This window comes from Propionispora hippei DSM 15287, from assembly GCF_900141835.1.
GTDB classification, from domain to species: Bacteria; Bacillota; Negativicutes; order Propionisporales; family Propionisporaceae; genus Propionispora; species Propionispora hippei.
In genome coordinates, this window is sequence record NZ_FQZD01000043.1 from 1 (window position 1) to 23939 (window position 23939).

Consider the following 23939-nt stretch of genomic DNA (forward strand, 5'->3'; position numbering starts at 1 on the left):
CTGCTCGAACCACTTCAGGGTTATCGCTTAACCCTTTTAAGATACAAGCTTGTACAACATCTCGATGGACATCTACTCCACAACAACAGGGTAACAAGGCTTGCACTACAACCACCCCTCGTACGTAATTAGCAGGATGGATTGTCTGATTTTTTAAAGTTTATTGTTCGCTGTTTATCAGCAATTCTCTGTACTCTAAGACAATCTGATCATGTTCTAAAAGCGGAGTTATCTCCAAACCGTCCCTCGATCTATTCCTGCTCCTTTGAGTATACCATGTCCGACTTGTTTTCATCGATTCTCCTGTGACTTACTCCTTTTTGTCATGGTTGTTCTTTCCGTTCTGCAACAAACAGGACGAAGGCTTTCGCCGGCGCTAACGCGGTCTGGCAGAAGCCTTCGCTTTTTTTATTTACAAATAACCGTTTCTTGCTTATTATTGTAATTGCTTATTATTATTAATAAGTAGGTGCGGTGATGAAGCAAATACAAGCGGCGGCTCTCCGCCATACTGAACTAACCAGCAGCAGGCTGTCGGAAACCTGTACGGTTTACGAACTGAGGAATGCCGGTGGAACCGGACGGGTTACCAGCTATCAGGTTTTCCCCGGAGTCCGCCTGGTCTACAATGATTTTCATATGGACACTTGTCCGGAAAACCTGATCTGGGATCAAAACCTTCTGGAGATCAACCATTGCCGTGAAGGACGGTTTGAATGCGAGTTTTTAAACGGGTTGTACACGGTGCTGGAAAATATTCGGCTGGGAAAACGAAATGCCAGCGATGAAGCCGTGAAGGAGGCTGCCAGACTGGCCTTGTGTGACGGGTTTGTCAAGCGGTTGCCCCAGGGCTATCATACCGTCATCGGTGAAAATGGTTCGCTGCTGTCAGGCGGCGAGCGGCAGCGCATTTCCATTGCCAGGGCCATATTGAAGGACGCAGCGGTCATTTTATTGGATGAAGCTACCGCTTCGCTGGATGTGGAAAATGAGACCAAGCTGCAGGCGGCGTTAACCACGTTGATTAAGAATAAAACGGTGTTGATGATTGCCCACCGGATGAGAACGGTGGCTAATGCCGACCAGATTGTCGTCCTGGACGGCGGCTATGTGGTTCAGGCGGGACCGCCCGCCGATCTGCTGCGCCAAGAGGGTCCATACCGCCGGATGGTGGCCCTGCAAACGCAGCAGACAGAGAATAACGGTTATGGAGAAAAAAGTTATTGATATAACGAAAAAATACTTGCCTTTTTCCTTTTTTCCCGATACTATATAGTATATAAATCGCATAGGGAAAGTTCATATTTTTTGAATATGAGAAGCAATGGCGCTTTTAAAGAGAAATGTCTTTAAAAGCGCCATTTTTGCATCTTATCGACAGTATTTTGCTTTTACTACCTGTTTTTGATAGAAGAAGAGCTGAGGGGAAGGAAGGGATACTCACATCATTTCTTGATAGGTTTTCCGGCAATTATATTGGAGGAGGAGAAATATGAAAAAGCGTGGGATCAAATGGATTGCTTCTGTAACAATGGGCGTTATGCTGATGGGCGGCCTTCTGGCAGGCTGCGGCAGCGCCGGCGACAGTAAGGTTATCAAAATCGGTGCCGTATACGAGTTGACTGGCGGTACAGCCACTTTTGGCAATTCGGCGCTTAACGGTGCTAAACTGGCGGTAAAAGAAATGAACGCCAAGGGTGGCGTTCTGGGCAAGCAAGTGGAATTGGCGATTGCCGATAATAAGGGCGAGCCGTCGGAAGCCACCAATGCCATGACAAAAGTTATCAATCAGGATAAGGTTGTTGCCGTAACCGGTTTTACCACCAGTTCCAATGCCATCGCCGCATCGACGGTAGCGGAATCCAACGGAATTCCCTTTATCACCGCCGCAGCGACCAACCCGAAAGTAACGGTAGATGAAAAAACCGGCGAGGTAAAAAAGAACATTTTCCGCGTTTGCTTTATTGACCCTTTCCAAGGTACTGTAGGCGCTAACTTCGTGCTTAACAGCCTAAAAGCAAAAAAGGCCGTTGTTTTAATTGATAACAGCAGCGATTACAGCAAAGGTCTTGCCCAGTTCTTCAAAGAAGCCTTTACCAAAGGCGGCGGGGAACTCGTAGGCGAAGAAGCATATCTGCAAAAAGACCAGGACTTCAAAACCATCCTGACGAAAATTAAATCGTCCAATCCTGATGTGATTTATGTCCCCGGCTACTATGAAGAAGTCGGCAAGATCATTAAACAGGCCCGTGAATTGGATATCAAAGCAGCCTTTGTCGGCGGTGACGGCTGGGATTCGCCGAAGCTGTTGGAAATTGCCGGCGCACCCGCTCTGAACAACACTTACTTCACCAATCACTATTCGGTAGAAGATACCAGTCCGGCCTCGAAAGCCTTTGTTGATGCCTATAAGAAAGAATATAACGAAACTCCTGATGCGATGGCCGTACTTGGCTATGACGCAGCCAATGTTATGATGGATGCTATTAAACGGGCCAACAGCGAAGATCCGGCTAAAATCCGGGACGCCCTGGCTTCCACCAAGGATTTTGCCGCCGTAACCGGTAAAATCACGCTCAACGATAAGCATGACGCGGTAAAAGGCGCCGTTATCATCGAATTTAAAGATGGTAAACAATCGTATAGAGAAACAGTAAATCCGTAAGAAACGGACCGATATACCTTCTCAATCCTAAAACTGTAGACACGGGATTAGGGTTGCTGAGGTACTATATTATTGCCGGACTTTGGCTGCCTGCCAGAGCCCGGCATTTTATTATGGCGGCAGGAAGGTAATTGACGAGTTTGGCGCCGCCCCGGTCTTTGACAAAGGGGATTGACGCTGCCGGAAAGAATTGCTATTATAGAAATAGAGTACTAGAAAACTAGTACAGTATCAGACTTAACCTGACGAGCTGTTTTTCGTAACACAAGGCGGCGAAAGGCGGCATACCGGGATATGCGAACTAATTACGTAGAGTTACGAAAAATAACCGTCAGTATTTACCGGGTAGATCTGACACTGTACTAATTATCTATATATTAGCTTTTAGGAGATTCGTCGTAATGGAATTTCGTATTAATAAAGCTTCTGAGTTTCCCATTTATCAGCAGCTTAAGGAACAAATCAAATACTTTATCTTAAGTGACGAACTGGCAAGGGGTGACAGGCTGCCTTCCCCCAAGGATTTGGCGGCAGTTTTGTGCATCAATCGCAATACGGTGACGGCTGCCTACAAAGAACTGGAGGGCGAGGGCCTGATTGAGATGAAGCATGGTCAAGGCACTTATGTCGCTGAACGGCTGCCGCTCATTCCAGGAACCGAACGGCGCCAGGAACTGCTGACGCTGGCCCAGGAAATGATCCAGCGTTCACGGGAGCTGGGCTTTAGCCCGGAGGATTTGTTTACGGTGGTATTCGGGCAGGCTATCTTAGGCTTTGATCAGCCCGCGGCCGGTGAAAAGGTGCTGTTCGTGGAATGCAACCAGCATGATATTGCTTACTACAGTCAGGAACTGGAGCAGGAGATCGAGCTGCCGGTGGAAGGCTGCCTGCTGGACGAACTGAGGGCCAGGCTGGATAATGAGCTGGCCGGTACGGTGCAGTTTGCGGTGACCACCTTCAGTCATGTAGAGGCGGTGAAACAGATTATGGAGCCTTACGGCAAAGCCGTGATTGCCGTCATGGCGGTGCCGCAGATCAAAACGCTGTTTCAGATCGGTCAGTTGCCGCCGGGAACACGGGTCGGTCTGGTCTGCGCCACCGAGGCAGGAGCCGAGCGGATGGAAGCGTCGTTAAAGTCAACGGGCATGGATAATGTGATTCTGTGTCATGCCGGGCTGAATAATGAAGGTTCCCTGCGCCGCCTGTTGGGCGAGGTCGATGTGGTTGTCAGTTCGCGGGCCGTGGTTGACCGCATCCGGGCGATGGTGCCTCCCGGCATCCGGGTACTGGAATTCATCAACGCGCTTGACCAGGCTGGCATCAGTCTGATCAAGCAGTATCTGGCACCGCACTTCGCAGCACTGCAGCATCAATAGATCAGTAGGGCTCACGAATAAGCAGGCCTTCCTCCAGCAGCGTTTCATCACTGGCCCAGGTCTTGACGATGGTACAGGCGGTGCGGTAGTCAAAACCCATGCCCATCAGGTAACTGATGAGGGCAACCTCAATGAGGACCTGCTTGGAATCGACATCCTTTTCCAGCTCTTTCAGGCCGCGGTTAACGACAGGCCGCAACTGGAGCAGGAAGAAATAGGCATTATTGGTCTGATTGGTGGGTGTCACCGAAATAATGGTTTGGCGGGGAGCTGGTTTGAAGAAGTTATGCATATGGTAAAAACTCCTCCTTTTTTATTATCTATTACATAATATGATGGTAAAAATATTATGTGAAATTATTGACTCCCTGGAGTATGGTTTTCGTTAATTTACAAACAAGCCCTAAGAGAAGAGGTGAGGCAATGAGCGGTAAAGTACATATCTTTGACAGTACGCTCCGGGACGGTTCCCAGGCGCAGGGCATTTCGTTCAGCGTCCATGACAAGCTGAAAATTGCGGCTAAGCTGGACGAAATGGGCGTTAGTTATATTGAAGCGGGTAATCCCGGTTCTAACCGTAAGGACTTGGAGTTTTTTACGGCGGCCAGGGAGGAACTGAAGCTCACGCAGGCAAAATTGTGCGCCTTCGGCAGTACGCGCCGGCCGGGCAGCCGGGTGGAGGAAGATGCCGGCCTGCAGGCGCTGGTCAGCGCCGGTGCGCCGGTAACGGCTATCTTTGGCAAGAGCTGGGACTTTCATGTGACCGATATTATCAAGACAACCCTGGAAGAAAATCTGGCGATGATCAAAGACAGCATTGTCTATCTTAAGTCGCTGGGTAAAGAGGTGATCTTTGACGCCGAGCACTTCTTTGACGGATACAAGCACAATCCTGCTTATGCTCTTACCGTCCTGGCGACGGCCCGGAATGCCGGAGCCGACTGGCTGGTGCTGTGCGACACCAACGGCGGCACGCTGCCTTTGGAGATTTATTCGATTGTCAGCGAACTGAGCGGCCGCCATGGTTATACCAATCTGGGCATTCATTGCCACAACGACGCGGGAACGGCGGTGGCCAATTCGGTGCTGGCGGTGCAGGCCGGTGCCCGGCAGGTGCAGGGCACCTTCAACGGCTTCGGCGAGCGATGCGGCAATGCCAACTTAAGCAGCATTATTGCCGACCTGATGCTAAAGCTCGGTTATGACTGTATCCCGGCCGACAATCTTAAGCAACTGTCGGCGGCCTACCGCTATATTAGCGAAGTCAGTAATGTCATTCCCTATGAACGGGAGGCCTATGTGGGCTACTGTGCTTTTGCTCACAAAGGCGGCATGCACATTGACGCCGTCAACAAGAACAGCGCCTCCTTCGAACATGTGCCGCCGGAGGCGGTCGGCAATGAACGGCGCATTCTGATGTCGGAAGTGTCGGGCCGCAGTACGCTGATGGCAATTATCAATAAAATTGCACCCCATATTACCCGCGACTCTGAGGAGACGCAGCGCATCCTTGACAAGCTGAAGGATAAGGAATATCACGGCTACCAGTTTGAAGGGGCCGAGCACAGCCTGGAACTGTTGGCCCGCAAGGAACTGGGGCTGTTTCAGCACTCCTTTGAACTGTTGGATTACAAGGTGATTATTGAGAAAGGCAATGGCAGCGGGAAAAGTCCGTCGCTGGCCTTTATCAAAATCAGGGTGGACGATATGATTGAGGAAGTCGGCGTATCCGACGAGGTGGGTCCGGTCAATGCGCTGGATAAGGCGTTGCGGCGGGCGCTGCATAAATTCTATGAGGCCATTTCCCAGATGTATTTAGCCGATTATAAGGTGCGGGTGATTGACAGCGACAGCGCGACCCAGGCCAAGGTCCGGGTTATGATTGAGTCCACCGACGGCGTGACAAGCTGGTCCACCGTCGGGGTTTCGACCAACATCATTGATGCGAGCCTGCAGGCGCTGATTGATTCCGTTGAATATAGATTGATCAATAAATAGCAAGACAAATGAAGGGAGATATCGTAATGGGAAAACCAATGACAATGACGCAAAAAATATTCGCCGCTGCCGCCGGTTTGGAGTATGTGGAGGCAGGCCAGTTAATCAGCGCCAAGCTGGACCTGGTACTTGGCAATGACGTAACTACGCCGGTAGCTATCAAGGCTTTTCAGGCGATGAAGACACCGACGGTGTTTGATAAGGATAAGGTAGCCCTGGTGCCCGACCATTTTACGCCGAACAAGGATATCAAGTCGGCCGAACATGCCAAAATGGTGCGCGAGTTTGCTTATAAACACGAAATCACCAACTATTTCGAAGTGGGTGAAATGGGTATTGAGCACTGTCTGCTGCCGGAAAAAGGTCTGGCCATTCCCGGTGATGTAATTATCGGAGCCGACTCGCATACCTGTACTTACGGTGCGTTAGGCGCCTTCTCTACCGGGGTGGGCAGCACGGACATGGCCGCCGGCATGGCTACCGGTTATGCCTGGTTTAAAGTTCCTGAAGCCATTCAATTTGTGTTGACGGGCAAACCAGGCAAATGGGTCAGCGGCAAGGACGTGATTTTGCATATCATCGGCATGATCGGCGTCGACGGCGCATTGTACCAGTCAATGGAATTTACCGGCGAAGGCGTAACCGCCTTAACGATGGACGACCGTTTTACCATTGCCAATATGGCGATTGAGGCCGGCGCTAAAAACGGTATTTTCCCGGTGGACGAAAAGACGCTGGACTATATCAAAGGCCGTACCGGCCGGGCGCCTAAGGTTTTTGCCGCCGATTCCGACGCGGTGTACAGCCGGTTCATTGAAATCGATCTGAGCACGCTGCAGCCGACGGTCGCTTTCCCGCACCTGCCGGAAAACACCCGGACTATCGACCAGGTGGGCGAGGTGGCCATCGACCAGGTGGTTATCGGCTCCTGCACCAACGGCCGTATGGACGACCTGCGCATTGCCGCTTCCATCCTGAAGGGTAAAAAAGTGAAAAAAGGCGTGCGGCTCATTATCTTCCCCGGTACGCAAAATATTTTCATGCAGGCCATGGAAGAAGGACTGGCTAAAATTTTCGTCGAAGCCGGCGGCGTATTCAGTACACCTACCTGCGGACCCTGCCTGGGCGGTCATATGGGTATTCTGGCCGAAGGCGAACGGGCCTTGGCCACGACCAACCGCAACTTTGTCGGCCGGATGGGCCATCCCAACAGTGAAGTGTATTTGTCCAGTCCGGCGGTGGCGGCCGCTTCAGCCGTAGCCGGTAAAATCGTATCCCCTGAGGAGGTAATGTAAACATGAAAGCTGTGGGCGACGTTTTAAAATACGGTGACAATATTGATACCGACGTAATTATTCCGGCCCGGTACCTAAATTCTTCGGATCCGGCCGATTTGGCCAAGCATTGCATGGAAGATCTGGATGTGGATTTTCTTAAGAAACTGAAAAAGGGCGATATCGTGGTTGGCGGCCGTAACTTTGGCTGCGGCTCTTCCCGTGAGCATGCTCCCATTGCTATTAAGGCAGCCGGCGTTTCCTGCGTTATCGCCAAAAGCTTTGCCCGTATTTTTTATCGCAACTCGATTAATATCGGCTTTCCCATCCTGGAATGCGCGGCAGCGGTTGACGACGCCGAAACAGGTCATTCCCTGGAGGTTGATTTTACGGCGGGCATGATTAAGAACGTGACGCTGGGTAAGGAATATAAGGCCCAGGCCTTCCCGGAATTTATGATCAACATTATGGACAATGACGGTTTGGTCAACTGCGTCAAAGACAACAAAGTGGCATGGGGGAAAAACTAATATGAAAGAATTCGATATCGCCGTGATTCCCGGTGACGGAATCGGCGTGGAAGTGACGGCCATTGCGCTGAAGGTCATGGAAAAGGTAGCGGCCAAGTATGCTGTGCGGCTGTCCTTTACCGAAGTGCTGGCAGGCGGCTGCGCTATTGACACTTATGGGGAACCGCTGCCAGCCAGTACGCTGGAAACCTGCCAGAATTCCGATGCTGTGCTGTTAGGGGCGGTGGGCGGTCCGAAGTGGGACCACCTGGGCGGCAATCAACGCCCGGAAAAGGCGCTGCTGGGCCTGCGCAGCGGCCTTGGTCTGTATGCCAACCTGCGGCCCGTCAAGATTTACGATGAATTAAAAGGCGCCTCGCCGCTGAAAGATTCCATCATCGAACAAGGGGTGGACCTCTTAATCGTTCGTGAACTGACAGGCGGCATCTATTTCGGCGAACGGGGCCGTACGACTACGGACGAGGGCTATGCGTCAGCCTTTGACAGTGAAGTGTACAATGAATTTGAAATTGCCCGCATTGCGAAAAACGCCTTTGAGGCGGCCCGCCTGCGGCAAAAGAAGGTAACCCTTGTCGACAAGGCCAATATCCTGGAATCGTCCCGGCTGTGGCGGGAAGTGGTGGCCAAAGTGGCCAAGCACTATCCCGACGTGGAGCTTAATTACATGTATGTGGACAATGCCGCTATGCAGTTGGTAAAAAATCCGGCCCAGTTTGATGTCATTGTAACCAGCAATATGTTTGGCGATATTTTGTCGGACGAAGCTTCGATGATCACCGGTTCGATCGGCATGCTGGCTTCCTCCAGCGTCCGCCAGGACAGCTTCGGCATGTACGAACCCATTCACGGTTCGGCGCCGGATATTGCCGGGAAGGACCTGGCTAACCCGCTGGCCCAGATTCTGTCGGCGGCCATGTTGTTTGAATACTCATTAGGAATGGGCGAAGCGGCCCGCGACATTGAAAATGCCGTAGAATCGGTTTTAAAACAAGGCTACCGCACCGGCGATATCTGGACCGAAGGCACGGAAAAGGTCGGTACCACCCGCATGGGCGAACTAGTCCTGGCCGCGCTATAAGAAAAAGATCAAAAAAGATCCAGCTTGCTGGGTCTTTTTTTGTGGCAGTGAAAAAAGGGAATAGAGATTGGAAGATGACTTATTTCATCAGGGAGCAGCAGATGCGGATCATATTGTAACAAATACCTTAAAGCTCTCAATGATTGCTATGTTAAGATGCGACCTTATCTGGGGATAAATAGGGTTTCAGTATTTTGAACATTACATTGGAGAAGCGATATACCTGATATATGTCGGTAAAATTGCTTATATCGGGCAGTCCCCGGTGGCCGTTACGGAAAAAGACGGTCCGCAGGATGAAAACAGGGGAGTTTCCGTTAAGAAATCCGTTTGTTTGAGCGAAGCGAGTTGACGGATTTTAGGAAACTCCCCTGTTTTCAAGTCTTTTGTAGTGTCAGGCCTAGATTTTTTGCCTACTTTTGTATCATGACAAAAGTAGGGTAGTAATTTAGCGATAGGAAAGGAAATACTAATAAGGGCTCTAACTTTGTCATTAGTAACAATAAAAATATGTAATTCTAATTTGCAACCCAACGAAACTACGATAAACAGCCGGCAACAGAATGCAGACAGTGATAGGGCAGGTATGCTCGGCGGGACGCAGGCTTAATGAAATAATGCGCTCTTGCGGTAAGCCGGCCGGCGTGGTATCATACAACCAGTCAAGTGAATGGCTGTTAGCCTGTGGTATTCGTCACCTTTACATGTTCAACCTACAAATTTCTAAGGGAGTCTAACGGTAGCTCTGCTGTCAAGCCGCTATAAGTGGAAGGCAAAGGCCCTGCCCGGGACACCCACCTGCCAAAAGCGGGTTTTGAACATCGCGGGAACGGTACTATGGGCTTTTATTTTCGAAATAAATACAAAACGCTAACACCCAGGGGGCCTGCTCATAGCAAGCCGCCTGTTTTTTATTTGTTTGCCACCGGATCAGGGTATAGACTTTTTATATAAAGCTCTTTCGGCATTGTTTTTATGGATTGCCGGGGCGGCAACGATGTATAATAAAGTTATATGCTAGTGTAGTGGCCCATTCACATTTCGCTAAATTACTTGTCTGCATTTCCATCTGCGTCGTTGTCGTCAATCGGCGTAGGAACCACTATGCCTCACTCCTCCGCCTTGCAGATGAAAATGTATCCTGCGTCCTTTAGTTGAAATGTGAACATGTCACTACACTAGTGCTCCACCAACTCTGAAGCTACAATTTCTTTACGGATCTTTTTCCGTAAGGCTTCGTTATCGTCGGCTTACCTATGTCCGATAGGTGCGCCTCCTCCGTCTGCCTTATGAAAAATCTCCCCGAATTTAATTTGCACTTTCAAAGTTGATGGAGCACTAGGATGAGTTGGTCAGCCGGATAAGCTGATCATGGTAAAGGAGCACAGACGATGAAAGAATTGGGATTTATTTATAAACGACACAGCGTACGACGCTATCAGGATACGCCTGTCCCGGCGGAAGACCTGCGGCAGATTCTGGCGGCAGCTACCCAGGCCCCTTCGGGCAAAAATCTGCAGAACTGGCATTTCGTCGTTGTAAAAAATGCGGCGCTCATTGCCAACATGGCGGCGGCAGTCCGGGAAAAAAACAGACAGTTGGCCGAATATTTGCCGGAAGAGGAACGAAAGCCCTTTACCGCCATGGTGGAATATCATACGGTGTTTAGACAGGCACCTGTGGTGATTTTGGCTTATGCCGGACCCTATCCTACTGTGGCTGAGAGCCTGCTGAAGGGTGGCCGGATGCCAGAGCAGGAGGCACGCAAGTATGCTAAAGCCAATCCGGCGATTCAGAATGTGGCGGCGGCGATGGAAAACCTGACGCTGGCAGCGGCAGCCCTGGGGTATGGCACCTGCTGGATGACCGGTCCGACTTATGCGGCGGAGGAAATCGGCGCCCTGATCGGTCCGGTAAAGGATAGCTACTTCCTGGCCGCCATGACGCCGCTGGGGATTCCTTTAACTGCTGGCGGCAGCAGCCCGCAGCGTAAGCCTTTAGAGGAAGTTGTTACTATTATTGAATAAACAGGCAAGATGAACAGGAGGTTACCGTGCACGGACCCAGCTATGTATTTTTGATTGGAACGTTATTGTTATTGATTGGTATCACTTATCTGATTTACCGGATAGTAAAGGCCCGTACGGCGGCGTTTGAGCGGCCATGGGCCATAGGGGCCTATTGGGCGATTGCGGTGCTGATGGTTGGCGGGCTGTACACCAGCCGCTGGCTGTATGCGGCCGGTGTGCCTGCCAACTGGTTTGCGCTCCCCGTTTTGTGGATTGTGACGCTGCTGCTATTACTGCCTTTACTGTTGATTTTATCAGGCGTTGATTATACGCAAAGACGTTTATTTGGTCGCAGCGGTGGCGGCGAGATGAGCCGGCGCGGTTTTTTGCGGCGGGCCTTTGCCGCCGCGCCGCTGCTAGCCCTGGGCGGCAGTGCCCGCGGTGTCTATAACGCCGAACAGCAGTTGCTGGTACAACGGTATACTTTGCAGTGGCCAGAGCTGCCGCCGGCTTTGGACGGGTTTAAAATAGTCCAGCTAAGCGACACCCATGTGGGCACCTTTTTCGGCCTGGACAAGCTGGACCGGGCTTTGGCGGTGGTACGTCAGGAGCGGCCGCATTTGCTGGTTATTACCGGCGATTTAATTGATGATCTGGAGCTGCTGGAGGAGACGATAGCCAGATTGACTACGTTGAGCGGCCAGATTCCCTACGGCATTTATTTTTGCTGGGGTAACCATGAGTATTTCCGCAATTTCAATCGAATTGAAGCCGCCTTGAAGCAAAGTCCGGTGAAGATTCTACGCAATAGCAGCGCTCTGGTACTGGATGGGGAGAAGCCGTTCTATCTGGCCGGTGTGGATTACCCCTGGGCCCAAAACGGACAGGAACAGGAAACGGTCCGGAAGGATTTGTTTCAGAAGGCCTTGCAGTCGATTCCGGCCAAAGCCTTTACCGTACTCTTAAGTCACCATCCCGATTTTATCGAGAATGCTTTTGCCGCCGCGATTCCCTTGACACTCACCGGGCATACCCATGGCGGTCAGATTGGTTTGTTCGGACATTCGATATTGCCGTTAAGCTACCGGTATATGCGCGGTTTTTACCACCAGGGAGACCGGCAAGGCTATGTCAGTACCGGGACGGGGCATTGGCTGCCTTTCCGGTTGGGCTGCCCTGCCGAAGTCGGCGTATTTACCTTCCGGATGCCTTAAAATTATGTTAAGTTTTACATATTCTCTACTTCTCTGCAGAAATACATGATATAATGTAAAGTAATTATCTATTACTATATAATGTTATTTGGAGGAGAAAGTATGTTTGAATGGAAACCGGAATATAGCTGTCAAATTGCTGAAATTGATAAGCAGCATAAGCGTTTGTTTGAACTGGCCAGTGATCTGTATGATATTGCCGCCTTGGAAGATGACTATGATCGTTATGACGAAATTATGGGGATCTTTCAAGAACTAAGCGATTATACGGTTTATCATTTTCAGTATGAAGAAAAGCTGCTGGATGAGTACGGCTATGATCCATTGCAGGTGAAACTGCATAAACTGGAACACGGTTCTTTTGTTAAAAAAGTAACAAAAATTATGCAGGAAGATCTGGACAAGAATGAGCAACAGTTACTTAGGGACACCATTACCTTTATTGGCGGCTGGGTAGCGCAGCATATTCTGGAAACAGATAAAAACTACAGTGGTTTTCTCAACCAAAAAGGAATACGTTAGGTAAGCACTGACTAAATGAACCTGTGGGGACGCGCAGCGTGAATTAATCAGTGCTTATCTAGATAAGGCCCGGGTGCGGACCCGGGCTTTGCTATAGGGTTAGTGATTTGAATTAGCTTGGGCGTGAACGGCCGGAAGGTTAAGGCTAGTTAAAAAACGGACATTCCGTATATTTCTAACTACTTACCAGCAAACTGAAAATAAAAAGTGAGAGGATGAGAGCTATGTTGTTTTCCCCTTTTTCCCTGAAAAAACTGTCTTTGCGTAACCGGATTGTTATGCCGCCTATGTGCATGTATATGGCCGGCCGGGATGGTTTGCCCAATGACTGGCATGTTACTCATTACGCCAGCCGGGCGGTGGGTCAGGTGGGACTGATCATTGTGGAGGCCACCGGTGTTGAAGACCGGGGCCGGATTTCGGCGCGGGACCTGGGTTTGTGGAATGATGATCAGCGGGACGGTTTAAAGAAAATTGTAGACATGGTGCATGCCCAGGGGGCAAGTATTGCCATTCAGTTAAATCATGCCGGGCGCAAGAGCGAGGTGGAATATTTGGAGCCGGTGGCGCCGTCAGCGCTGCCTTTCAGCGAGGAATACCGCGTTCCGAAAAGCCTAAGTGTGTCCGAGATTAGAGAGATTGTAGCTCGCTTTGCGGCGGCGGCGCGGCGGGCGGTGGAGGCCGGGTTTGATGCCATCGAGATTCATGGCGCCCATGGCTATTTGATCAATCAGTTTATGTCGCCCCTGGTCAATCAACGTACCGACGAGTATGGCGGCAGCAGCGCCAACCGCGGTCGGCTGCTGGGGGAAGTGCTGGAAGCGGTCAAAGCTGTCACGCCAGCCGATATACCGGTCTGGGTGAGGGTATCAGCCGAGGAATATGAGCAGCAGGGCAACGGACCGGAAACGGTGGCGGAAATTATTAACCAAGTAAAAGCCAAAGGGCTGGATGCCGTTCATGTAAGCTCCGGCGGGGTAACCTCCTTCCGGGTGAAAGCCTATCCGGGCTATCAGGTGGATATGGCCCGGCGGATCAAGGCGCAGACCAGCCTGCCGGTGATTGGCGGCGGACTCGTTACCGGGGCGCGGGAAGCCGAGCATATATTGAGAGCCGATGTGGATCTGGTGTTTTTGGGGCGGGAACTGCTGCGCAATCCTTACTGGCCGCTGCAGGCAGCCGGCGTATTGGGTGAGGAGATTGCCTGGCCTGAGCCGTATCTGCGGGGGAGATAAGTGATGCGTCTTGACTTATGTAGCTGGTTCTGCTAAGTTAAAGATTGTATTGTTAAATGACATAGTGCTTTAACAGGAGAATTGTTAAAATAAAGGGTGAAGTTATGCTGCATGCATTTTCCCGGACCGAGCTTTTAATCGGAACGGAAGCGTTAGAAAAATTATCTCGGGCGAAGGTGGCCGTTTTCGGCATTGGCGGTGTAGGAACCTTTGTGGTGGAAGGGTTGGTCCGTTCGGGGGTAGGCAGGTTTGTACTGGTTGACGACGATTGTATTTGTTTGACTAATATTAACCGTCAGCTTCACGCCACCCGGAAAACGGTGGGCAAGCCGAAGGTAGAGGTCATGCGTGAGCGCATTCTGGAGATCAATCCTCAGGCCGAGGTTACCGTGTTCCAGCAGTTTTATCTGCCGGACAATGCCGAACAATTGATCCAGGATGATTATGACTATATTGTTGATGCTATTGACACGGTAACGGCTAAACTGGATCTGGTAGTCCGTGCCTATGCCCGGCAAATACCTATTATCAGTTGCATGGGAGCCGGCAATAAGCTGGACCCGACCCGGCTGGAAGTAACCGATATTTTCCGTACTTCCGTCTGCCCACTGGCCAAGGTAATGCGTCAGGAGCTTAGAAAAAGGGGTATTCCGTCGTTAAAAGTGGTGTATTCCAAAGAGGAACCGTTAAAGCCCCGCGAATCGGAAGGGGGAAGCTGCAGCACCGACTGCATTTGCCCGTCCGGTACGACCAGAAAATGTACGACCAGGAACCAGATCCCCGGCAGTATTGCCTTCGTTCCTTCAGTCGCTGGTCTGATTATCGCCGGTGAAGTCATCAAAGATATCATTTTTGACCGGGTGGCGGCTAGAAAATAAGGAGTTTTCTATGGATACAGGCGTTAGATTGCTTTACTTTGCCGCTGATCTGCTGCTGCCGTTAGTGGCCGGTTATCTTTGCTGCCGGCGTGGCTGGTTAAGCGAGCGTGTGATTGATCGGATTGTTTCATTTAATATTGTGGTGGTCAGTACCTTGCTGGCGGCGCTCAGCTTTTGGGGACTGACGCTGGATGCCGGTCTGGTCTGGCTACCGGTGCTGGGGGTCGGGGTCAGCCTGATCCCCGGTCTTCTTGCTTATTACCGGTCAGGCCGTAAGTACGGCAGTGAACTGGATCAGGGCAGCTACCTGCTGGCGGCGGCCTTGTCCAATATGGGCACGGTCGGCGGGCTGTGCGTCTTTTTTATGTACGGGGAGACCGGGTTTGCTTATACCCAGTTGATGACTATGTTCTTTAATGTGGTGGTATTCGCTGTCTGTTTTCCCCTGGCGCAATACTATTATCTAAAAGGGCAGTCAGCGGCTAAACCGGTTATTTGCTGGTCGGCCGTCTTATTCAGCCGAAACCAGTTGCCGGTTGTCGGCCTGCTGGCGGGGATGGGCTTGACGCTTGGCGGCCTGTCCAAACCGGTAGCGGTCAGTGAGTTTTTTAGTGTCCTGATCCACTTCGGAGCCTGGACAGCGCTGCTGCCGGTCGGATTTTCCATTAATTTCGGTGAAATGAAAAAGTATTACGTGGATATTCTCGATTTGATTCCTATTAAATTTGTGGTGACGCCGCTGGTCATTTACTGGCTGGCCCAGGTCACGATCGGCGACACGGTGGCCGATCATACGGCGCTGGTGCTGGCCAGCACGCCGCCGGCTATTAATTCAGTCCTTACCGCCAAGATTCACAATCTGAATGTGGATATTGCCATGGCCTCTTTCGTGGTTTTGACCGTGCTGTTTTTGGGAGTCGTCTATCCGGTGCTGTTTTTCTGGATCATGTATTGACAGGGTGTGAGTTTAGGGAAAAAGTCAGCCAATGGCGGACTTACACAGAAAATTAAGAAAAATAACACATAAAGTTTGCATTTGGGGTAGTAATTTGTATAGAAAATTGATATAATATTAACGAAGCAACGGAGCACAAAAGGGGGGTTAACCAGTGTTTTGGCGGACGCTGGTTAATTAGGGCGAAGCTCCGTTGCGCGGTTAACTTGTAAAAAGCGTACAACCCTTAACCGGTTGGCGTTTTCCGTCATCTGACGATGACCATAGATAAACCATTTCTTTTACCAATCAAGAAGTAAGCCTTGGCGGCAGCCAAGGCTTATTTTGATTTTCCGGCGGCAACTGACTGCGACAGGGTTCAGGTAGAATTGCACACCGCTCTGTTACTGGCGATCGGGGGATGGTACAATATAAATATAACTGTAAGAAAAGTGACGCTAGAGAACCGCCGGCTAAGCAGCCTGTTGGCAGGACAAGATGGCGGCAGAAGGAGGCTGAAACAATGTTGATAGATACCCATATGCACACCCGTTATTCCACCGATTCGGAAATGACCCTGGCGGAGGCGATAGCACGCTCGCAGGAGCTAGGTATCGGTATTACGATTACCGATCATATGGATTTGAATTATCCCAATCCGGGGGAGTTTGTGTTTGACCTGGGAGAGTATTGCAGCGAGTATGGACCTTACCGGAGTGATAAGCTGCTGCTGGGCGTAGAGTTCGGCCTGCGTATGGATTGTTTGGAAGCGACGCGGGAGCTGGCGAAGAGCTATCCGCTGGACTATATGATCGGCTCGATTCATGTGATTAATGACATTGATTTATATTGGGAATCCTTTTATCGCGGTCATAGCAAGCAGGAGGTCTATTCTCTTTATTTTGCCACCATGCTGGAATGTGTCAAAGCTCACGATTTTATTCACAGCCTGGCCCATATCGATTACATTTCCCGCTATGCCCGGTTTGCCGATACCCATGTCTACTATGACGAATGTAAGGAAGTCATTGATCCGGTGCTGGCCGTGCTGGCTGAGCGCGGGCAGGCGCTGGAGATCAATACCAAGCGGGTGCTGACACCGGAGTATATGGCGCTGTTGCTGCCGGTTTACCGGCGGTTTGCCGAGCTGGGCGGCCGGCATGTGACCATTGGCTCCGATGCCCACCGGGCCAGTGAAATTGGCCGGGATATGAAGACCGCTTTTGACTTTGCCGATTCCTGCGGCTTAAGGCCGGTTTATTTCAAAACGGGAAAACCTGAATATTTGGCGCGTGATTAGGGCTTGGTTACCGGATTCATTTATCGGGTATGATACATATCACATGGCTGGTTGATGCAGATCACATTTTTTAGATAAAGAAGCTGGTATGATAAGAGCAGATACAGGAGGATGATACTATGTTGCCAACAGGTGCGAACCTACAGAAAATATGGAACGGAAAGAAAACCTATGCTGTTACGCCGCATATTCCCGGCGGCTTTGTAAAAGCCGATGCTTTACGCAAATATGCCGATGTAGCGGAAAAATACGGTGCCACTCTGAAATTGACCTCGGCGCAGCGTATCATGATTACCGGGTTAAAGGCCGAGGAGGCGGAGCAGGTTTGGGCCGAGCTGGAAATGCAGCCGGCAATCGGCTTTGCCAATTGCGTGCGCAGTATAAAAATATGTCCGGGCATCGCTTTTTGCAAGCGGGGCAAGCAGGACAGCATCAAGCTGGGTCTTGAACTGGATAAACGGTATCACAAGAAGGAAATGCCCTCCCGCATGAAAATGGGAGTGGCCGGCTGTCCCAACTCCTGTGCCGAAGTGCATGTAAAGGACGTCGGATTGCTGGCAACTGATGCAGGCTGGAATGTATATGTGGGCGGCAGTGCCGGCTCGCATCCCCGTCTGGCCGATCTGCTGATTGAGGACCTGACGGCGGAGGAAGCGCTGCACATAGTGGACATTATTGTACGGTATTATCAAAAGAATGCCGATATTGAACGGGTCGGACAATTTATTGACCGGATTGGCTTAAAAAAATTCAAGGCCGATGTGCTGGCCGAATTCTACAAGGGCGTCAGCGAAACCACCGAACCGCTGGTCAGCCAGTCGGCTGCCGGGGAAAAAATCATTCCTGTGGCGGGCGGCCTGACCGAAGGAACGCTGGTGCTGGGTGACAAGATCACCGCCGACAGCGTGATCAGTGACATTATCCGGGTATATCCGCAAACGGTACCTGTCTTCCGCTCGTTTGGCATGGGCTGTCTGGGCTGTCCGTCCTCGACGGGGGAAGCGGTCCAGAAGGCGGCGGAAATACATGGGATCAAGGTGGATGAAATTCTGGCGGCACTGAACAAGGTTATATAGGCTTTTTTTACTACATTTCTTATCTTATGGCAGGAGGAATACAGATGAGTGCATTTTTAGGACATATTCACTATTGGCTATACAATAAGATCCGCTTGGTGATCAAACGGGAAGAACTGGTCTTTGCCAAAGCCCAGGAATGCTGCGGCGATACGGCGGAAGAACTGCGGGACCAGGTGTGGCAGACCTACGGGCAGCCACTGCCTGATGCCGATCTGGGTGATTTGATTGAGCACGGTAATATCCATGGCTGGCTGCAGCGGCAGATCAACCTGGCCGAGTCGAGAGAAGCGGCTTTGATTAAGGAATTGCTTGAGATTTGCGGCGGTGACGCCGAAGCGGCGATTTTCCGGGCTTTTGCCGAACATGGCGAGGGCTGCGGCCGTCATGCCGCCGAACAAAATAAATATGAAACCGACCGGGCTGACGGCATCTATCAGGCGCTGAATGATTACCTGCTGAACGGCATGCCCTGTGATCAGGCCGATGTCATGGTGGCTAACAGCGCTGATCAGGTCATCTGGAAGAGCGGCACCTGCCTGCAGGAACCCAACTGGAAACGGGTTGGTATCAGTGCTAAACCCATGAAAAAGTTATATCAGGAGTGGACACAAAATTTCGTCCGGGCAATCAATCCGGCCATGGAATACAGCCAGACTGCCGACACCGCTCAGGGCGAAGCCGTTAACCGGCACGAGATTAAACGGGTTTGATAAGCGATCTGAAGTCTAGGATATCGCTGAAGCGGAAAAACAGCCACCAGGCTGTTTTTTTGTATGATTATTTGGCAGTCTGCTGGACGTGCACAAAATAATTCCGATGATTCCTTCCAAGACACGGATAAAACGAGTATAATAAAACATAGAAAGAGTAGATAATTGGCAAAGAAAAAGTCTTTTTGTCGAATTATCGGCAGTAGGACTGAAGCGCTACCTTTTTTAGTTATTTTAGACAGTGTCCCAAAGCAAGAAGTTATGAATTGATCATATAGATAACCTTTTAGCAAACCTTCTTAAAGGAAGGGACGCAAAGCCATGGGTCTAAGGATGTAAATCTATGATAGCCAGGTTGCATAAAGCACCGGCTATTTTTTATTTTTTATCAGCCGCGAGGGAAGCTTGTTCCCCATATGGATAAGGAGATGGAGACATTGGCTGTAGGAAAATGTTCTTGTGGCAGCAAGCAGTATGAAGAGGTTGATATAACGCCGGCGGGAGCTCAGAAGAAGCGATCCTTTACCCGTTGCAAGCGCTGCGGCTTAGTTGTGGCGGGACAGGGAAACTGGCCGGAGGAAGAAGAGACGGGGCTGGTAAGCCATTGGGTAAGAGTCTTGCGGGAAAGTATGGGCTCCATCCTGCGGGCATAATCGCCCGAATTTGGGCAAGGGGACGGTTCGGGCGATTCTCATGAGCCGTTGCCGGAATCAGCGATTATGGCAGCCTTGCAACCGTCAGGCAGGGCCTTAGCTTAGCAGGAAAACGGCAGCAAACAGGGAACTATTACTAGTGGCCAATAAGCTGGGTCATTTCGTTAATTTAATAATACACCCAAACAAACGGATACTTCGTCTGCCTGTTTATGCCGGACTTTCCCGGTCTGGCTGAGGTGGGGTTTAGGAAAACCAAAGGAGATGGATAGCTTGGATATGCCTGCGATAATACAGGATGCGTTCAGCAGCGGCTTCTCGCTGCCGTCGGCGGCCAGCGCGGTGCCGGACATGACGCAGACAGTTGCTACAATAAAGGAAGTATGGGATGCCCAAACTTTTTCCGACATGGTCAACGGACAGGTCCATGTGCCTGATGATGTAATCAATCAGGCGCTGGCATCGATGCTGGAGCCCGGCGGACCGGTTACAGAAATGAAGGTTACGTCGCTAAAAAATCACCAGCTTAGAATTGAAGCGAAGACGGTCAAGGAAGGGCGGGTCGTGCTGGTCTGCACGGTGGAGCAATTAGTACATAATCAGGATCAATCGCTGCTAACACTGAAGGTAACTGATAAAAAGCTGCCGGACAAGCCCTTCGTGTCGTGGATTTTTTCACGGGTCAGTCTGGCCATGGTGAGCAAGGTTGTGGGACACCTGGATCCCTCCTACGGGTTAGATGTCAATATTCATGGGAATACTGTCACCATTGATTTTCGCCAGGCGCTGTACAATTCGCGGCTGGGCAATTTGGAGCTGTTCGGTTACCGGCCGGTGGATTATCTCACCGTGTATTCGCTTACGCCGCAGGACGGCTTTTCTGATATCAGCACTAACCTAGCGTTGCCGGAGCAGATAAAAACAATGATTAAAAATGTTTGGTTGTAGGGTGTGCTTTTAAATGAACGGAAGGAGCTAGGGCACAAAAAGCGCTGCCAGGGTTGCTTCGGATAGTGTTAAAACCACACCTTAAGACGGGAGGACAATCTGGTATGAAAAAAGTATTAACCATCGCCGGCTCGGATAGCAGCGGCGGCGCCGGCATCCAGGCTGACTTAAAAGCCTTTTCCGCCCAGGGCGTGTTCGGTATGAGTGTTATTACCGCCGTAACGGCGCAAAATACGCAGGGCGTACTGGCGGTGCAGGACATTGAGCCGGAAATCATCGCCAAGCAGATCGAAGCGATTTTTGAAGATATTGAGGTGGATGCCGTTAAAATAGGCATGGTTTCCCGGCCTGTGACCATCCATACCATTGCCGCCAAGCTGCGCCAGTACCAGGCGGTTAATGTGGTACTCGATCCGGTCATGGTGTCCAAAAGCGGCTATCATTTGCTGCAACCGGAAGCCCAAGCGGCCTTGGTGCAGGAATTGCTGCCTCTGGCGGCACTGGTTACACCCAACATTCCCGAGGCGGAAGTGATTGCCGGGATGAGCATTCATAATCTGACGGATATGGAAGAAGCCGCCCGGCGGATACACCGGCTGGGGGCGGCCTGCGTTCTGGTGAAGGGCGGGCATTTGCCGGATGACGCCACCGATATTCTGTATGACGGCAGCCGTTTTGAATATTTGGCGGCCAAACGGATTGCCACCAAGAATACTCATGGCACCGGTTGTACCTTGTCTTCAGCGATTGCAGCCAATATGGGCAAGGGCTGCGCGGTGACCGAAGCGGTGAAACGGGCCAAGGAGTATATTACTATTGCGATCGAACATTCGCTGGCTATTGGCAAAGGGGTAGGGCCAACCCATCATTTTTACGAGTTATATCGGAAGGCGGGGCTGGAATGAAAGACATTGACTATTCTTTGTATCTGGTGACTGACCGCCGGCTGGTCGGCGGGAAGGATTTTTACCAAAGCCTGGGAGAGGCCCTGGCCGGTGGGGTAACGTTGCTGCAGCTTAGGGAAAAGGAAGCCTCGTCGGCCGAATTCTATCGGATTGCGCTTAAGGTCAAGGAAATTTGCGGCCGTTACGACGTGCCGCTCATTATCAATGACCGGCTTGATATTGCCCTGGCCGTTGATGCCGACGGACTGCACATTGGGCAGCAGGATTTACCGCTGTCTGTGGCCAGAGGGCTGCTTGGCCGGGACAAGCTCATTGGCGTGTCGGCGACTACGCTGGCTGAGGCGCAACTGGCCGAAGCAGATGGCGCCGATTATCTGGGGATCGGGGCCATGTACCCGACAGGCACCAAATCGGATGCCCGGGCGGTGAGTCTGTCAGAACTGACCGCTATCCGGAAAAATGTAGCCATTCCGGTTGTAGCGATCGGCGGGATCGGAACGGCCAATGTGACGGAAGTCATGGGGACCGGCATTGCCGGCGTTTCGGTTGTTTCAGCCATATTGGCCCAGGACGATGTCCGTGCGGCAGCGCAGCACCTGCGTCAATTGATCATAACGGCATAATAACAAAACGGCTGTTACGCTATTCTTAGCGTAACAGCCGTTTTAGTTCTACTGGGGCAATGCCCAAAGAACAGCAAGCTATTTCCCCTATATGCAGGCTGTGTGAATAAAAGCATTTTGCGACAGCCTTCTTTGGGACTACAGTTTGTTGACAAAGCGCTGAATTAAGGGATACTCATACAACTGTCCGTCAACTGCCCGGACTGCGGCGATAACCGAGGTGACAAGCAGCAGCAGCCAGAAAATGGCCAGGACGGGCACCAGTAGAAAACCGATCAGCAAAGTGCATAATAAGCCGGTAATTGCTGAAAATACCAGAATAACCAAGTGAGCAACCAGAGCTTGTTTGGCATGTTCGTAAACAAAGTAATCCTCTCGTTTAAGCAGAAAGATCACCAGGGGAGCGACGATAAAACCCAGGCCGCCAAGCAGGTAGGCCAGATGGGCTAATACAGCCAGCAGTTTTTGTTCGCCGGTAATGTCGTTCATCGGAAAATACCTCCTAATTAGTTCCTATTTGAAAGAGTAACCAAGAATGGCGCAAAAAGCGCTCTCAGGGAACGCTGCGGATCGTTTAAAAACATGCTCTGGGCAGAACTGTTTACTATATAGTATGGCAAATTAGCCGCCGGTTGTATAGTAGTCTGTACGAAAAAGGCAATGCCGTGAGAACCCAGCGGCGGCGCGGCGACAAGGACTGCATATTTAATGAGTCTGCTGCATAAATAATTATTTTCATTTTTGCTTAATTTATTATTGCACTTTCACCTGATTATGATAAAATCATATCGTTGCGTTTTAGCGCGTCGTACAATACGAAAGGTAGGAGAGGATAATGGAAAAAACATTCAAATTGTCCCAGACGGCAGTGGAAAGGCTGGCGGAGAATTATGGGACGCCGCTTTTAATTTTGTCGTCAGAGCAGATTAAGCGAAATTACAATATGCTGGCAGAATATCTGCCGGGAGTGCATCTTTATTATGCAGTTAAATCAAATCCTAATGAGACTATTGTCCGGACACTGGCAGAGCTAGGCTCCTGCTTCGATGTGGCTTCAGATGGCGAGATGCAGGCGCTGACCGCCATGGGTATTGAACCGCATCGCATGGTTTATGCGAATCCTGTTAAGACGGCAGGCGGACTGGCCACGGCCAGATGTACCGGTATAAATAAATTTACCTTTGACAGTGAAAGTGAAATTGGCAAGATGGCCAAGGCTGTGCCGGGCGGTTCGGTACTGCTCCGGGTACGGGTGGACAACCCCAAGGCGTTGGTCGATCTGAATAAAAAATTTGGCGCCCATCCTGACGATGCCCTGCGGTTGCTGCGGCTAGCCCGTGAGCAGGGACTGGATGTGGCCGGGCTGTGCTTCCATGTCGGCAGCCAGTCGGTCAGCTCTGAAGCGTATTACGATGCGCTTAGAATTTGCCGCCGCTTATTTGATCAGGCGGCAGTCGAGGGCTTTAACCTGCGGGTTTTGGATATCGGCGGCGGGTTCCCCATCCCGGCCCTTAACGAAACAATTGATATTCCCGGCATTCTTACCGAAATCAACGCCGGAGTTCAAAAATATTTCCCCCATACCGAAATTTGGGCTGAACCGGGTCGTTTTATCTGCGGCACGGCAATGAATCTTATCACCCGGGTCATTGGCACCCAGGAACGTAACCATCAGCAATGGTACTTCCTGGATGATGGCCTGTATGGCACTTTCTCGGCCGTGATTTTCGATCACTGGGAGTTTGAACTGGAAACCTTTAAAAAGGGTGAACTCATTCCGGCCACTTTTGCCGGTCCGAGCTGTGATTCACTGGATATCATGTTCCGGGACAAGCTGACGCAGCGTCTGGAACTGGACGACCTCATCCTGGTGCCCAACTGTGGTTCCTATACTTCGGCTTCGGCTACTGTATTCAACGGTTTCGCCAAGACGCCGATCATTGTCTGGGAAGAAGTGCAGCATTTGTTTGATGCTTCTGAACAACTGGCGGCAGCCGTTTAACCGGTT

Annotated in this window: 23 protein-coding genes, 1 other RNA gene and 1 riboswitch; of the genes, 22 read left to right on the forward strand and 2 right to left on the reverse strand. The window is 50.9% G+C overall.

The window, feature by feature from the left end; genetic code table 11:
* Nucleotides 1–477 precede the first annotated feature (477 nt).
* The 3 genes from F3H20_RS20530 to F3H20_RS17050 all read left to right on the forward strand — a co-directional run bounded on the left by F3H20_RS20530 (nt 478) and on the right by F3H20_RS17050 (nt 4041).
* Nucleotides 478–1227: an ATP-binding cassette domain-containing protein gene (locus tag F3H20_RS20530; RefSeq protein WP_149736067.1), complete on the forward strand. Its 750-nt coding sequence runs from the start codon at nt 478–480 to the stop codon at nt 1225–1227.
* Between the two features lie 265 nt (nt 1228–1492).
* Nucleotides 1493–2665: an ABC transporter substrate-binding protein gene (locus F3H20_RS17045; RefSeq protein ID WP_149736068.1), complete on the forward strand. Its 1173-nt coding sequence runs from the start codon at nt 1493–1495 to the stop codon at nt 2663–2665.
* A 401-nt stretch (nt 2666–3066) separates the two neighbouring features.
* A complete protein-coding gene (locus tag F3H20_RS17050) occupies nt 3067–4041 on the forward strand; it encodes a GntR family transcriptional regulator (RefSeq protein ID WP_149736069.1) in 975 nt (324 codons plus the stop codon).
* A 1-nt stretch (nt 4042) separates the two neighbouring features.
* On the opposite strand, the gene F3H20_RS17055 is transcribed toward F3H20_RS17050, so the two are convergent.
* Nucleotides 4043–4333 carry a hypothetical protein gene (locus F3H20_RS17055; protein ID WP_091749379.1) on the reverse strand — a complete coding sequence of 97 codons (291 nt, stop codon included), beginning with the start codon at nt 4331–4333 and terminating at the stop codon, nt 4043–4045.
* 131 nt (nt 4334–4464) lie between these two features.
* On the opposite strand from F3H20_RS17055, the gene cimA reads away from it, so the two are divergent.
* The 18 genes from cimA to thiE all read left to right on the forward strand — a co-directional run bounded on the left by cimA (nt 4465) and on the right by thiE (nt 21931).
* The gene (gene cimA / locus F3H20_RS17060; RefSeq protein WP_149736070.1) at nt 4465–6039 is read left to right on the forward strand and encodes a citramalate synthase; all 1575 of its coding nucleotides are present in this window, start codon (nt 4465–4467) and stop codon (nt 6037–6039) included.
* A gap of 26 nt (nt 6040–6065) precedes the next feature.
* Nucleotides 6066–7334, forward strand: coding sequence for a 3-isopropylmalate dehydratase large subunit (gene leuC / locus F3H20_RS17065; RefSeq protein ID WP_149736071.1), 1269 nt, complete (start codon nt 6066–6068; stop codon nt 7332–7334).
* 2 nt (nt 7335–7336) lie between these two features.
* Nucleotides 7337–7843, forward strand: a complete 507-nt coding sequence (gene leuD, locus F3H20_RS17070) for a 3-isopropylmalate dehydratase small subunit (RefSeq protein ID WP_149736072.1) — start codon at nt 7337–7339, stop codon at nt 7841–7843.
* A gap of 1 nt (nt 7844) precedes the next feature.
* On the forward strand, nt 7845–8921 hold the full coding sequence (gene leuB / locus F3H20_RS17075; RefSeq protein ID WP_149736073.1) for a 3-isopropylmalate dehydrogenase: 1077 nt from the start codon (nt 7845–7847) through the stop codon (nt 8919–8921).
* A gap of 676 nt (nt 8922–9597) precedes the next feature.
* Nucleotides 9598–9769, forward strand: a non-coding RNA gene (gene ssrS, locus F3H20_RS17080) — 6S RNA.
* Nucleotides 9770–10312: 543 nt separating this feature from the next.
* Entirely contained in the window at nt 10313–10948 is a 636-nt protein-coding gene (locus F3H20_RS17085; protein WP_149736074.1) for a nitroreductase family protein, read from the forward strand.
* A 26-nt stretch (nt 10949–10974) separates the two neighbouring features.
* Nucleotides 10975–12144: a metallophosphoesterase gene (locus F3H20_RS17090; RefSeq protein ID WP_149736075.1), complete on the forward strand. Its 1170-nt coding sequence runs from the start codon at nt 10975–10977 to the stop codon at nt 12142–12144.
* A gap of 102 nt (nt 12145–12246) precedes the next feature.
* Nucleotides 12247–12666, forward strand: coding sequence for a bacteriohemerythrin (locus F3H20_RS17095; protein ID WP_149736076.1), 420 nt, complete (start codon nt 12247–12249; stop codon nt 12664–12666).
* Nucleotides 12667–12890: 224 nt separating this feature from the next.
* Complete coding sequence (namA, locus tag F3H20_RS17100) at nt 12891–13901, forward strand: NADPH dehydrogenase NamA (protein ID WP_149736077.1); 1011 nt, start codon at nt 12891–12893, stop codon at nt 13899–13901.
* Between the two features lie 104 nt (nt 13902–14005).
* Nucleotides 14006–14779 carry a tRNA threonylcarbamoyladenosine dehydratase gene (locus tag F3H20_RS17105; protein ID WP_149736078.1) on the forward strand — a complete coding sequence of 258 codons (774 nt, stop codon included), beginning with the start codon at nt 14006–14008 and terminating at the stop codon, nt 14777–14779.
* Between the two features lie 10 nt (nt 14780–14789).
* Nucleotides 14790–15734: an AEC family transporter gene (locus tag F3H20_RS17110; protein ID WP_149736079.1), complete on the forward strand. Its 945-nt coding sequence runs from the start codon at nt 14790–14792 to the stop codon at nt 15732–15734.
* Between the two features lie 502 nt (nt 15735–16236).
* On the forward strand, nt 16237–17013 hold the full coding sequence (locus F3H20_RS17115; RefSeq protein ID WP_149736080.1) for a histidinol phosphate phosphatase: 777 nt from the start codon (nt 16237–16239) through the stop codon (nt 17011–17013).
* 119 nt (nt 17014–17132) lie between these two features.
* Entirely contained in the window at nt 17133–18089 is a 957-nt protein-coding gene (locus F3H20_RS17120) for a DUF1858 domain-containing protein (RefSeq protein ID WP_149736081.1), read from the forward strand.
* 44 nt (nt 18090–18133) lie between these two features.
* Nucleotides 18134–18802: a hypothetical protein gene (locus tag F3H20_RS17125; RefSeq protein WP_149736082.1), complete on the forward strand. Its 669-nt coding sequence runs from the start codon at nt 18134–18136 to the stop codon at nt 18800–18802.
* Nucleotides 18803–19080: 278 nt separating this feature from the next.
* A riboswitch (cyclic di-GMP riboswitch) is annotated at nt 19081–19165 on the forward strand.
* A 53-nt stretch (nt 19166–19218) separates the two neighbouring features.
* On the forward strand, nt 19219–19455 hold the full coding sequence (locus F3H20_RS17130) for a hypothetical protein (protein ID WP_149736083.1): 237 nt from the start codon (nt 19219–19221) through the stop codon (nt 19453–19455).
* A 279-nt stretch (nt 19456–19734) separates the two neighbouring features.
* On the forward strand, nt 19735–20403 hold the full coding sequence (locus F3H20_RS17135) for a hypothetical protein (protein ID WP_149736084.1): 669 nt from the start codon (nt 19735–19737) through the stop codon (nt 20401–20403).
* A gap of 104 nt (nt 20404–20507) precedes the next feature.
* Complete coding sequence (gene thiD / locus F3H20_RS17140) at nt 20508–21308, forward strand: bifunctional hydroxymethylpyrimidine kinase/phosphomethylpyrimidine kinase (protein WP_149736085.1); 801 nt, start codon at nt 20508–20510, stop codon at nt 21306–21308.
* The gene (gene thiE, locus F3H20_RS17145; RefSeq protein WP_149736086.1) at nt 21305–21931 is read left to right on the forward strand and encodes a thiamine phosphate synthase; all 627 of its coding nucleotides are present in this window, start codon (nt 21305–21307) and stop codon (nt 21929–21931) included. Before thiD ends, thiE begins: the two co-directional genes overlap by 4 nt.
* A gap of 138 nt (nt 21932–22069) precedes the next feature.
* Here the strand turns inward: thiE and F3H20_RS17150 are convergent, their stop codons facing one another.
* Nucleotides 22070–22420: a DUF4870 domain-containing protein gene (locus F3H20_RS17150; protein WP_149736087.1), complete on the reverse strand. Its 351-nt coding sequence runs from the start codon at nt 22418–22420 to the stop codon at nt 22070–22072.
* Between the two features lie 346 nt (nt 22421–22766).
* On the opposite strand from F3H20_RS17150, the gene F3H20_RS17155 reads away from it, so the two are divergent.
* Nucleotides 22767–23933 (forward strand): type III PLP-dependent enzyme, encoded by a 1167-nt coding sequence (locus tag F3H20_RS17155; RefSeq protein WP_149736088.1) that lies wholly within the window; start codon nt 22767–22769, stop codon nt 23931–23933.
* Nucleotides 23934–23939: the final 6 nt, after the last annotated feature.